Source organism: Candidatus Zixiibacteriota bacterium (genome assembly GCA_014728145.1).
In the GTDB taxonomy this organism is placed as follows: Bacteria; Zixibacteria; MSB-5A5; order JAABVY01; family JAABVY01; genus WJMC01.
Genome location: WJMC01000031.1, coordinates 1 through 12,302, shown reverse-complemented (window position 1 = coordinate 12,302; position 12,302 = coordinate 1). Strand labels below are relative to the sequence as shown.

Genomic DNA, 12,302 nt, shown 5'->3' with positions numbered 1-12,302 from the left:
TTAATTCACACTCACCGGCAGAAATCGTCTTGGATTCATCATTCAGGTCACACTTGATCTTTAATTTCTACAGCGCAAACCGATCTTTCATGATGCTTCTGCTGTAAGATTACATTGGGTAAGATTACTTCAGGCCAGCATAAAAAATAGCGGTGCAGGGACTTGAACCCCGGAATCCTCTGGAGGCCTTTTTTCAACTTTTTGAGTTGCAACAAAATATGCCGTAAGAGATAATCACATAATGACTTACGCTTTCCACCCCGATGTTCCTGTCTTCGTGTATTTACACGCTATTTCACTATTTTTAGGCACAAATTAGGCACAAATTAAAGGAAGAGTTTTCGCTTAAATTTGGGGTTCAATCCGTGAAGTTTGAGAGGTCTTTTTCCTTGACTCTGACGTTTATAATATATACATTTTGTTCAGGAGGGTCAAATGAAAAAGTCAATTATTATCTTCTGTCTTTGCCTGCTTCTGGTATCTGCTGCCAGCATCAACGCCAAAGACTACAGCGGCTATTATACCGTCGAAAACAACAAGCCCACTGATCGCCCGGGCGGTGATGACGATCCCTGGGAGGACGCCAAGAGTAAATCTCCCAATCCGGAAGAGAGCGGAACCGGTGACAACAGCAGTTCAGATAACTCGACAACTTTCAATTTACTCGGTTTTATAAAACAGTTATTCGTACCTGAACCCGATGAACAACTCAAAGATCGCGCGGAGCGAGATCAAGATTTAGGGTTAAAGGGGCTGGAAAATAGCCTAAGTCAGTATCTCGAAAGCCTGCAAACATCGTCAGTTATACCGTTTAAGAAGATCTTCGATCTTATTCGGGATATCTATAACTGTTCTCGTGATTCCAAGATGGCTCTTAGTGCCTATGCCCGCCTGCTGGATATGCTGAAATCAGATGACCAGGTCGATCAGTATAACTATGTCCGCGTGTACGACGGCCTGGCCAAGGTCCACTACTACCTCGGCGAATACGAGAAGTGTGGCCACTACCTCCGGAAAGCGATCAAGTTTGACCAAAAGCATGAGTATACATTGTCTGCCCAGGCAAACCTGGCAAGGGTAAAGATCAAGCTGGGTGATTTCCAGGAAGCGATCGAGCTTTTGGAAAAGGTGAACAGCCAAAGGGGCAAGTACAGCGATCCACTGAACTACGCCCGATCTCAGATGTCGACCGCCCTGGCGTATTCTCTCGACGGTGATATCGATCGAGGTTTAAATATCATGCAGGCAGTCGATCCGGATGCGATCATCGAATACCGTCTCGAGCAGGCGATCTATCATGAATACAAAGGCTGGATTCAGATGCTGTCCGGTAAGGATCCGATTCCTGAGCTGACCAAAGGATTAAAGATAGCTGAAACTGATCCTCCGCTGAATGCCGCCATAGTGCAGATCAAGCGATTGCTGGCCGAAGCCTATCTAAACAGCAATGAGTCTGCGCTGGCCTACGAACATGCAAAAGTAGCGTTCAGCCTGGCGTTCCAGATAGACGAGAAATATGAATTGGGAATATTGCATCACATCATGGCCCAGTTCTGGCCGGGGACGAATAAAGAAGAGATGCACTTGCAATCTTCGAAGGTTTTACTCTCACGGATAAGTGCAGGGTACGAGTATGATAGGCTCCGTTAAGCTATTCTAATGTCAATGTTTTGGATATTATACAGAAGCCTGATATTAAAAAGATGTGTTTTGTATACACTTCGAGAAAGCACCGAAAACATAACTTAAGACTCTTATGATTAAAAATATTTCCAATCGTCAGATTAATGTGTTAGTGATCGATGACGATCCGGATGTTTGTCAGTTTCTGAAACATTTATTAGTCGAGCATAATTTTCAGGTAGTTTCGGTCAATGATCCGGAACAAGCCCTTCCTATATTGAAGAAGCAGAGTTTCCAGATAATCCTTCTTGATATCGTCATGCCTAAACTGGATGGGCTAGAGCTTCTCAAACAGATCCGGCAATTCGACAAAGACATCTGCGTGATCATCCTGTCCGGTTACCCGTCTTTCGAACATGCACGGGAATCTTTTAAAAACGAATGTTACGATTTTCTGACCAAACCGTTCGAAACTAACCAGCTTCTACGAGTTTTGGATGCTGCGGTTGTAAAGTACGGCCTCAAATCCGATTTAAATCAACTTGCCACCAAGCAAATCGCCGAGATAGTTAAGAAAAAACGAGGCGAATACAAGCTAAGTCTAAGGATATTGGCCAACCGAACCGGTCTCTCCACCAGTTTGATCTATCAGATCGAACATGCCCAGACTACCCCCTCAGTGGCGACACTGGCCCGGCTATCTGCCACGCTCAATACTCCTCTCGAAGAATTCTTCAAGGACCTGTAACATCTCTTTGTCTATCATCAATTGATCTATTGGTTATATCTCAAGAGCGTTAAGCAGCTTTATGCGTGATAGTTAGGGTGGTTATATCAAAAATCTCAGGTTAAGAGATTGATTGCCTGTGTCGATTAAATTGTTCAGAAAGTAAACTCAGGTCTTAAAATGAAACAAGGGGTACTGTCCTGAACACCCACGACGGAGACAAAAGTGTTCTATGTGAGCTGTTTTTTGTTTTATCAGTCACAATTCTGATCCTTATGGCAGTTAAACACATCTCTGAACAGATCCCCTTTTTATTTGGTATTACTTCAGATGTTTCCCTTTTTTCAATAGCTGTATCGCTGCCCCTGGTCCTGAAATCCCGTCTCTCAAAGAACAGGCGACAGACTCATTTCGATGGTCAATTCACCGAACAACTCGACAGCAAACTGGATGAGTTCTTCTGGATTATCTCGCTGGATTTTAAGACACTTTATTATATCGATCCTAATTTCGACCGTATCTGTGGGTTTCCCTCCCAGAGACTCTACGAAAACACACAATATATACTCGAATTCATCCATCCCGATGATCGTGATTCAGTGACACGACAATTTCAAAACGGCAGGGGCGATCAGGATCATTTCGAATACCGGATTATAAAACCGGATGGTCAAACTCGCTGGCTCTGGAGTCGGGGATTCACGGTACGCGATGCCAACGATACAAGAACAGCCTTAGCAGGTATGACGATCGATATCACTCCGATCAAAGAGATGGAGAATCGTCTCAGAAGATCTGAGAAACGTTCTCAGGAAGTCTTCGATACGATCGTGGAGGGTCTCGGTTCGCTCGATGAAAACTACGTAATCGATTATTGCAATCCGGCTTTCGCCCATATCTTTGAATACAACTCACCGGAAAAATTGATAGGACGCAACTTCTTCGATTTTGTTCCGGAAGATCAGCTCGAAAAAACCAATGCCCAGATCGCCAAGCGCAAACGCGGTCTCTCCAATCGCTACGAGCTCGATATCGTCACCGAAAGCGGCATCCATAAAACCCTGCTCTGTTCGGTTTCACCCCGCTACAACTGTGAGGGAAATATTGCAGGTGTGATCGGCGCGATTCTGGATATCACCGAAGACAAACGCGTCAGGAAAGATCTACAAGCCCAAACCAAGCAGCTGCAGCACATAATCGAAAACTCCAATAGCCTGTTCATATTACATGATTGCCAAGGAAAGATAATCTACTTCCACGGTTGCTCGGAAAACAAGAGTAAAGACACCGATTTTATCGGAAAAACACCCCGTGATCTATTCGATTCCGAGACTGCCGATAAACTTATCGGTCAGATCAAACAAGTGGTTTCAACCGGCAAAAGGCTCCAAGTCGAAAACAGAGCCGAAATCGAGGGCCAGATTCAGTGGTTCAATGAAGAAATCTATCCCATAAGAAATTCACATGGCAAAATCACTTCAATCGGCAAGATCAGCCGGAACATAACCGAACGCAAACTTGCCGAACAGAAGCTCAAATATCAGACCCGGGTGATCGAACATATCTCCGAAGCGGTAATCTCCACCGATATTGATTTCAATATCATCAGCTGGAACAAGGGGGCCGAGAGAATCTACGGTTTCAGCGAAAAAGAGGTGATCGGCAAAAATGTCAATGAGATCATCTACACTGAATTCATAGAAAAGTCACTTGAAGATGCCGAATGGGAGCTGTTTGACACCGGTTCGTTTAAAGGCGAAGTAAAACAATCCACCGCTCGAAAGAAGAAGCTCAATATTCTCTGCTCGGTCACTTTAGTTTACGATGACGACGGTACTCCGCTCGGCACCGTCGCGGTCAATTTGAATATCACAGCGCGAAAACAGATGGAAGCGGAACTGATGCGCTTCAAAACGGTAGCCGAAACCGCAAACTACGGTATGGCGATATTCGATATTGAAGGTCAGTTGATCTATTCCAATCCCTGCTTCGCCCAGATTCACGGTTATACACCTGAAGAAGTTACCGGCAAGCCAATTAGTATCTTCCATACAGATACGCAGATGATCAACGTCATGGAACATCTCAGGCAGGTCATACGAGGTAAAAATGCGAACTCGGTCGAAATCTGGCACAAACACAAAAATGGTCGCGAATTTCCGACTCTGATGAACGTCTGCAGTATTTTCGATGAATACGAGAAATCTTGTTATGTCACCGCCACCGCGATAGATATCAGCCAACGCAAACAAGAAGAACAAGAATACCGAAAACTGTCACAACTGCATCGCGGAATTCTCAGCAGTCTCCCCCACGGGCTCTGTATCCTCGACTCAAACGGATTAATCAGCTGGGCTAATCGGGAGATGTACAATCTCTGCGGTCATGCCCTGAAACCGAATCATCCTCTGATCGGAACCTGGACGGGAGATATCTGTTTGAACGTATATTCATTTCAACGTTTTTGGAAAGCTCTATTGAAGAATCTGAATCAGGATGGTTACTACACACGCAGGGTACAGCTCAAAAATGATTCCAGCAAAGAAGTCTGGTGCGAATTATCCTGCTCTTATTATAATCATCACAAGCCCGACGAAGGTATAATCTGCACCGCTACCGATGTCTCTTCCCTGGTAGAGTCGCGTCGCAAGGAGCTAGAGAACCAGAAACAGTTGATCCAGGCCGACCGCCTGCTAAATGTCGGTCGACTGGCAGCAGGGGTGGCTCATGAGATCAACAATCCACTGACAGTACTTTACGGTATGGTTCAGGAACTCAACGAAGCACCTGAAAGTTGCAATAAGGAGATGGCCGGCTGGATGCTGACTGTTAGCCGTCGGATCAAAGTCATCGTCAATCATCTGCTGACATTCTCCCGTCAACGCGATGAGACCAGGCAACTATGTGATATAAACGAAGTTATCGGACAGATCCTGTTGATCGTCGCAACCCTCCTGAAACGGGAAAGAATCGAACTTAATCTCGATCTGGCGGAGAGTCTGCCGAAAATAAATATCTCGCCCAATCAGATGCAGCAGGTATTCTTAAATATTATAATGAACGCGGTCGATGCCATGCCTGAAGGAGGCAACCTGTATATAACCTCAGAATCCGCTTCAAACCAGATCATTATCAGGTTTAAAGATGACGGCGCAGGTATGGAACCCCATGTCCGCGACCGAATCTTTTTGCCATTCTTCTCTACCAAAGAAGTCGGCAAGGGCACTGGACTGGGGCTCTCTATAAGCTATGGTATCATGATCGATCATGGCGGCCAGATAAACGTCAACAGCAAACCAGCAAAGGGCACGGAATTCATCCTCAGCTTGCCATCTGAAAAAACGAGTACATCATCCCTCCACCACAAAAATCTAAACTAATAATTTCCGTACAGTATTCCTGACACTCTTACATCATTAATGAGTTTTTTGTAGTCTGACTGCAAATACAGCGTAGCATTTATCCTGTTGTTAATCAATTAAATAGATATGTACAGCTATACTGAAAGTGCAGTATAACTGCATTATTATCATATATACTATAAAGTTTCCAGATAGTTAACCGATGTGAAATTTAGAAAGTAAACAATAACTGAATAGTTAACATTGTAGTCGACTATAACAGACACATCTTTATAGAATCATCTTACAATAGGCGGTTTTAATGAAAGAGAAACATATTGACTTGAAAGAGAATATCGATTCCTGGGGACGTTGGAAGGAAAATGATCCAGTTTCTGAGCGAGAAAAGCAGTTGCTCTGCTCTCATGTTGAATATAATGAGAATAAAATCGAAGTTCAGCTCGGCCTGTCCGGAGCCAGACAGCATCTCGATTCGCTCAATAGCTTAATCGATGATCATCTTCAAAAGCTGTGTGATCGATTTCTCTACAATCTCAATTTTTATTTCGAGTATCTCGATTCAATTCTGGATAAACTCGAATTAAAAGCTTCTGACCCGGTAAACTATGAACCGATAGCTGGTTTCATAAAGAGCAAAGAATACGATTCAATTTATTCTCAACTGGGTACGATCCTTAAATCGCTGGATTCGATTCCCGATGATATCCAATCCCGCTTTGAGATCAACCGCATTGATATCACTTCTAAAATCCATAATTATCGGGTCATTCTATCTGATATAGAATCAATTGCTATATCATCATCACAAACAGAAACACTGCAGAAAATCAAAGAAGCGATAACGGACTTCAAATCGAATTCCGAGGCAAAAACGGCCACAATCCTCACAGCGGATTTGGCTCAAAAGCAATAAAGGAGGAAGGATGTCCTGGAAAGATCTCAAAATCGGCAAAAAACTGTATATCGGTTTTGGGGTGGTGCTGGCACTGCTTGTAATTGCGAGTATCTTCAACTACAACAGTTTCACCCAGATCAGTAAATTCACTAAACAGGCCGAAGATGCCAACGGCAATCAGCTCTTTTTCACCGAAAAAGAAGTCGATCATCTGGAATGGTTAAACAACCTGAAAATGACTTTTCTGGATGAGGAAGTTACCACGGTAACTGTCGAGACCGATCCTCATAAATGCGGCCTGGGCAAATGGCTGTATGGTGATGAGGCAAAAAGACTGCGCGCTGAAGATCCGGAGATTGCCCGTCTCCTGGACGAAATCGAAGAGCCTCATCGACATCTCCATGAATCCGCCTCGGAGATAAAAGCACACTATCGTCACTTCGATACTAAATTGGCCGATATTCTGGCCGACAAGTGGGTTCTACACCTGAAATGGGCTCAGGATCTGTCAAACTCATTGCTTTTCAAGGATGTCTTCAGTGGCGGGCTCGATCCGCACAAGTGCCCTTTCGGTTCCTGGTATTACTCATATGAAACCGACGACAAGGACGCTGCTGAAATGTTGCTGAAATTCGAGGAACCTCACCGCCGCTTACATGAGGTGGCCGCCAGAATCGTTAGATTGCAGAAAAACGGCGATTACACGACCGCCTCGAATCTGTACAGCCGTGAGTTTCTTCCGGCATTAAATGAGTTCTCTGACAGTTACGACCAGATTCATGTCTGGATAGCAGACCTGGTCAAAAAGCAGGAAAAAGCCAACCAGATCTACGAACAGAAAACCGAGCCATCGGTGGGCCAGACCCAGGCCATCATGGCGGATGTCAAAGATCACTTTTCCAATCAATCCCAGGAGTCGGCCCAATCGCTTCATGCCGCCATCAGCAAGACTGTCACCATGATGATCGTTATTTCTCTGGTGGCGATAGTTATCGGTATCGGCGCCGCCTATTTCATAACCCGCGGAATCTCCAAACCGGTCAGCGAGATTTCTCAGATTGCCGACGATATCGCAGTCGGCAATGTCGATCATACAATTGAATTGAATTCCAAAGATGAGATCGGGCTTCTGGCACAATCATTCCGGAAACTGATTGACTATATGAAAGAACTCTCGGCGGCCGCCCAGAGTATCGCCGAAAACGACCTGACCGTATCGGTTACTCCGAAATCCGAAAATGACGTGCTCGGTAATTCATTCGCGACGATGATCAATAACCTGACCGAAATGGTTACTGTGTTGAACGACAACGCATCTCAGCTAGTGTCAGCCGCTAGTGAGGTCGCCTCATCCTCGGAGCAGATGTCTCGCGGCGCACAGGATCAGACCTCACAGGTTTCGCAGATTTCAACCGCAATCGAAGAGATGAGCGCTACGATCGTCGAATCATCCAAAAACGCCGGTGAGGCTTCCGATGCTTCCCGTACAGCCGCCGATACCGCCACCAGTGGAGGAAGGCTGGTTTCGGATACGATCGAAGGTATGCAACGAATAGACCAGGTTGTCCGGGAATCATCCGGATCGATCGGTCAACTGGCCAAATCGGCTGACCAGATCGGCGAAATTATCGGTGTTATCGACGATATAGCCGACCAGACCAACCTTTTGGCTTTAAACGCTGCTATCGAAGCCGCCCGGGCCGGAGAACAGGGACGTGGATTCGCGGTTGTAGCTGATGAAGTCCGTAAACTGGCCGAACGGACCGGAAAAGCTACAGGTGAAATCACCGAGATGATCAAAGGTATTCAGGAGGAGACCTCGGGAGCCGTCAATGCTATGGAATCCGGAATGAACGAAGTCGGACAAGGACGCGATCTGGCTGACAAAGCCGGCAACAGCTTGACCGAAATTGTCAATATGTCGCAGCAGGTGATGGATATGATCCAGCAAATCGCCACTGCCTCCGAAGAGCAGTCTGCCGCAGCCGAGCAGATCTCCAAAAATATCGAAGCGGTCTCCGCCATAACCCGAGAAACTGCCTCGGGAGCTGAACAATCAGCATCGGCTGCCGAACAACTCAACCGTCAGGCGGAAGATCTGAAATCGATGGTCGCCAAGTTTAAGGTAACTCAAAACGCATAGCATGCGTCTTTCTAATAATCAGGCACACGGGGAAAGGGCTTTTGTCCTCGCTTTTGACCCTTTCCCCGACCTTTTAAAGAAACAAAAGGGAGACTAATTATGAATCCAAAATCTTCTCCGGCCAATCATCTAATGACAGGATTCAATTGAACACGAATGCAAGGAGGCATTCTCAATGCTGGGATGGATAGTCAATCGATTTATGGAATTTATCACTCAAACTGCCGGTCAACCAACTACCGACAAAATAAGTGAAATGACCAGTCTTAATAATGATGCCATTATCAAAAATGACACCTCTTACCCTGATTATAAATGGCAGGCTCTCATATTTGCCGCTATAGAAGAAACAGGACTGGCTAAAGACGAACTGGAACGGAAATTTGCAGAGTATTTTTTCGATCGTATCATCGAAGATTTTGGCGCTTTTTTCAAAAAATCAAATGACGCCTTCGACTTCATTACCAACCTGATTCATCTCTATCGCACCCTGGAAGTATCTTCAAGTACAACCGAAGTCGACAAGTTCGCTTTGTTTGCCAATCTGCGCCACAAAATCATTATTCGCTACAAATCACCCACCCTGATGTGTGATTTTGTACGACGAATAATCGAATTGTCATTTAATCATTACCATGAAGAAAACTACAGTATCACTGAAACGATATGTGCCAAAGAAGGCAGCCCGTATTGTGAATTTATAATCGAAAAAATCCACTATGGATAAGAAATCGAGATAATACCATGAATCAGCTCAATGATACAATGAACAAAAGCTTGAACAAGATCACAGACCAATTTACTGGAAACGAGGATTCTGTTGAATCTGATTCTGAAAACTATCGCCGGCGATGTCTTAATCATCTGCAAAGCTTCACAGAAATCATCGTGGATGCCTTACGTAAAGAATTTATCTGCCAGGCAAAGTCGGATCAGAATGACGAATTTTCCCTGTTTGCAATCCATCTCAATTCACTGGTCAGAGATTTCGACTATTTCCATCAAAAGGCGGGACGACTCGAAATGGATCTGGATATACTCAGACATCAGTTCGAAATTATCGCTAAAAATACAACTGACTGGGAATTCTGGCTAAATCCCATGGGGCGTTTCTACTACTGCTCTCCAGTCTGCCAGAAGATTACAGGTTACACTGCGGCTGAATTCAAACAGGACAGCCGTCTCTTTGAATCTATCATTCATCCCGCGGACAGAAATCTCTATAACCAGCACAGACAAAACGCTTCGACACTTTTCGCCGAGGATAATCTTGAGATTCGCATAATTCGCAAAGATGGCAAAGTGCGCTGGATTACTCACAGCTGTCGTTCTGTTTTCAATGAGTTTGGCAATTTCATCGGTTACCGAGGCAGCAACCGCGACATAACCCGGCAGAAGAATTATGAACATGATCTTGAGAAAAAGAACCGAAACATTAATAATAAGCTCGATATAATGGCTGACAAATCGAGCGCAATACTGATCTGGAATGATCAAGGCCAGCGACCACTTCAGTACATTTCAGTAAACATCGGAAATCTGATTGAAGATGAAGGAAAGCAAACAGTTTCTTCTATTTGCAAATTAAATGATTTAGTTTATCCCGACGATCTCAATACGTTGAACGAAGAAATCAGTTCTTTGATAGCAAGCGGTACAGCCAATCACCTGTGTAATCCGCACAGGATCTGCGCAGCGGGTGGTAAAGCTATCTGGGTTGATCATTGCATCACAATTCAGGATGATCCTGCAGGAAGAAATTCTGACTTTATAAGCTATTTGCGAAAGAAGCAGAAATGATATTACTATCATAATATCGATTTAGATATTAGCCACCGGAACCATTGATTTAAGAACGTCCCCGATACCATATTCTAAAGCGATCTGTGTAGATAGTGACTGGAACTGGTAAGGGAACCGCTACGTCTGGATCAAAGGCCACCCGGAATGGAATTGTAATATCTCCGGAGATACTGGATATGTCAGATCAGTTAACCTGCTAATTATTATCTATAATATCAACTACATATACCGCAATGGTGGCACACCCTGTGATACTGACGGAGACGATATTCCGGATTGCTGATTTAATTAATGCAGATAACAAAAGGGGAAGAGCATATCTTCCCCTTTTTGTTTAGAAATGTTGAGATGCTTTAGAAAAATATCCCTGCCAGATATCCTTTTGTCTGGTCGATGGCGACATCAGAAATCGGTTCGATAAGAGCTCCGAACGGTGTTTTGATCTGGACGATGGCGGTTTCGGAAGTTCCTATCAAAGCATCTTTTTCGCTGCCTATGAGGTCATCGAGACGCTTGCCGATCACCTCCTCTACCTTGGCACGCGTGAGGCCACCCTTCTTAACTGCTGAAGCAGTCATGATCGCTCCTGCGACGAACTGCTCTGTTCCCTGGGCTAAAAGCTCGTCCGCTGTCATTGCATTCAGGCTTTTTTTCGACACTGTGGTTTCCATCGGATTCCCCTTTTTGGTTATTGATTCATATATTGACTTGACCACCGGCCAGACTATTTTGGCCGCGGCCGCTATATTTACTATCTTCTTTGCCAGTTTTGTCAGGTTCATGAGACCTCCCTGTCCTGGGAACAGTGAAAATGGAAGTTATGCCCTTCGCCGTGGGCGATGATCGGCAGGGCCGGCACCAGCCTGTCTCCCCTCCTGATTTTATCAGATCTCGGAAAGCTGTCTCTACCCCACAGGATGACAGCTCCGATCATCTCCGCAGCCATAGTCCTGGCCCGGGCATCGAAAGCCTCGTAGCAACTGTGCTGAGAACCTGTGTCTTTATTTCTCAGGACACAGGTGATGACCAGCTCAACTGCATACGTCGTCCAGAGGTAATGGCTGAGTTCGATTCCCATCTTTCGAACGGTATCCTTCAACAGGTTGAACTGGCGATAGAGATCGCCTTTCTTGAAGATGATATGGCTGTAATCGGGCAGTTTAATCATCGCTTTCCCACCTAAGCATAGGTTGCGTACATCCTCAGACCGCTGACATAATTATCAGTCCCCCCGGCATTCACCTTCATATCGAAGGTGATTTTGTAGCGACCGTTGGCCTGACCGGATATATCGACGGTCAGCTCATGCCAGCCCTCGCCGCCGGCCGATCCGACCGACATTTCATCTGACCCGACGCCGTCGACTGTCAATTGATACCAGCCGACCAGGCTGCCGTATTCGACATGGAATTTCGCGCGAATCGTGTTGGTGTAGTCGGTCTTTTCAAACATCAGCGAGATCTTGGGAACGTAGGTAGTCGAACTCTCGATCAGCCTCATCGGATCCGGAGCGGCCCCGCTGGTCTCATGATCGGAGACTCCCGCCAGGACAAACAACTGCTCGCGGTAGCTGTCGCGGAATGCTTCGAAGGTGCTGTTTAAAACCGAGATATCAACACCATCAACCGTATTGCTTGACGACATAACAATATCATCCTGGCAGGTGAGATCACCTTGTATATTCGCTGTTCCATCAACATCGAGGTTGCCGGTGATGTCAGCGTCATCATCGACGGTCAGCTTGCCGGC

General features: G+C 45.4%; 9 protein-coding genes. 7 read left to right on the top strand and 2 right to left on the bottom strand.

Features of this window, described 5'->3' with window-relative positions; translation table 11 throughout:
* The first annotated feature begins 435 nt into the window (after window positions 1-435).
* The 7 genes from GF404_01655 to GF404_01625 all read left to right on the top strand — a co-directional run bounded on the left by GF404_01655 (window position 436) and on the right by GF404_01625 (window position 10,550).
* A complete protein-coding gene (locus GF404_01655; protein MBD3380880.1) occupies window positions 436-1,650 on the top strand; it encodes a tetratricopeptide repeat protein in 1,215 nt (404 codons plus the stop codon).
* Window positions 1,651-1,756: 106 nt separating this feature from the next.
* On the top strand, window positions 1,757-2,371 hold the full coding sequence (locus GF404_01650) for a response regulator (protein ID MBD3380879.1): 615 nt from the start codon (window positions 1,757-1,759) through the stop codon (window positions 2,369-2,371).
* Between the two features lie 254 nt (window positions 2,372-2,625).
* Entirely contained in the window at window positions 2,626-5,730 is a 3,105-nt protein-coding gene (locus tag GF404_01645) for a PAS domain S-box protein (protein MBD3380878.1), read from the top strand.
* 283 nt (window positions 5,731-6,013) lie between these two features.
* The gene (locus tag GF404_01640; protein MBD3380877.1) at window positions 6,014-6,625 is read left to right on the top strand and encodes a hypothetical protein; all 612 of its coding nucleotides are present in this window, start codon (window positions 6,014-6,016) and stop codon (window positions 6,623-6,625) included.
* 10 nt (window positions 6,626-6,635) lie between these two features.
* The gene (locus GF404_01635) at window positions 6,636-8,750 is read left to right on the top strand and encodes a HAMP domain-containing protein (GenBank protein ID MBD3380876.1); all 2,115 of its coding nucleotides are present in this window, start codon (window positions 6,636-6,638) and stop codon (window positions 8,748-8,750) included.
* 175 nt (window positions 8,751-8,925) lie between these two features.
* Window positions 8,926-9,477, top strand: a complete 552-nt coding sequence (locus GF404_01630) for a hypothetical protein (GenBank protein MBD3380875.1) — start codon at window positions 8,926-8,928, stop codon at window positions 9,475-9,477.
* A 17-nt stretch (window positions 9,478-9,494) separates the two neighbouring features.
* Complete coding sequence (locus tag GF404_01625) at window positions 9,495-10,550, top strand: PAS domain-containing protein (GenBank protein MBD3380874.1); 1,056 nt, start codon at window positions 9,495-9,497, stop codon at window positions 10,548-10,550.
* Between the two features lie 356 nt (window positions 10,551-10,906).
* On the opposite strand, the gene GF404_01620 is transcribed toward GF404_01625, so the two are convergent.
* Both GF404_01620 and GF404_01615 read right to left on the bottom strand, forming a co-directional pair.
* A complete protein-coding gene (locus GF404_01620; protein ID MBD3380873.1) occupies window positions 10,907-11,335 on the bottom strand; it encodes a hypothetical protein in 429 nt (142 codons plus the stop codon).
* Window positions 11,332-11,721 (bottom strand): hypothetical protein, encoded by a 390-nt coding sequence (locus GF404_01615; protein MBD3380872.1) that lies wholly within the window; start codon window positions 11,719-11,721, stop codon window positions 11,332-11,334. Before GF404_01615 ends, GF404_01620 begins: the two co-directional genes overlap by 4 nt.
* Window positions 11,722-12,302 lie beyond the last annotated feature (581 nt).

Excerpts from the sequence above, each read along its gene's own strand:
- GF404_01655 (MBD3380880.1), top strand. The coding sequence starts at position 436 with ATGAAAAAGTCAATTATTATCTTCTGTCTTTGCCTGCTTCTGGTATCT.
- GF404_01650 (MBD3380879.1), top strand. The coding sequence starts at position 1,757 with ATGATTAAAAATATTTCCAATCGTCAGATTAATGTGTTAGTGATCGAT.
- GF404_01645 (MBD3380878.1), top strand. The coding sequence starts at position 2,626 with ATGGCAGTTAAACACATCTCTGAACAGATCCCCTTTTTATTTGGTATT.
- GF404_01640 (MBD3380877.1), top strand. The coding sequence starts at position 6,014 with ATGAAAGAGAAACATATTGACTTGAAAGAGAATATCGATTCCTGGGGA.
- GF404_01635 (MBD3380876.1), top strand. The coding sequence starts at position 6,636 with ATGTCCTGGAAAGATCTCAAAATCGGCAAAAAACTGTATATCGGTTTT.
- GF404_01630 (MBD3380875.1), top strand. The coding sequence starts at position 8,926 with ATGCTGGGATGGATAGTCAATCGATTTATGGAATTTATCACTCAAACT.
- GF404_01625 (MBD3380874.1), top strand. The coding sequence starts at position 9,495 with ATGAATCAGCTCAATGATACAATGAACAAAAGCTTGAACAAGATCACA.
- GF404_01620 (MBD3380873.1), bottom strand. The coding sequence starts at position 11,335 with ATGAACCTGACAAAACTGGCAAAGAAGATAGTAAATATAGCGGCCGCG.
- GF404_01615 (MBD3380872.1), bottom strand. The coding sequence starts at position 11,721 with ATGATTAAACTGCCCGATTACAGCCATATCATCTTCAAGAAAGGCGAT.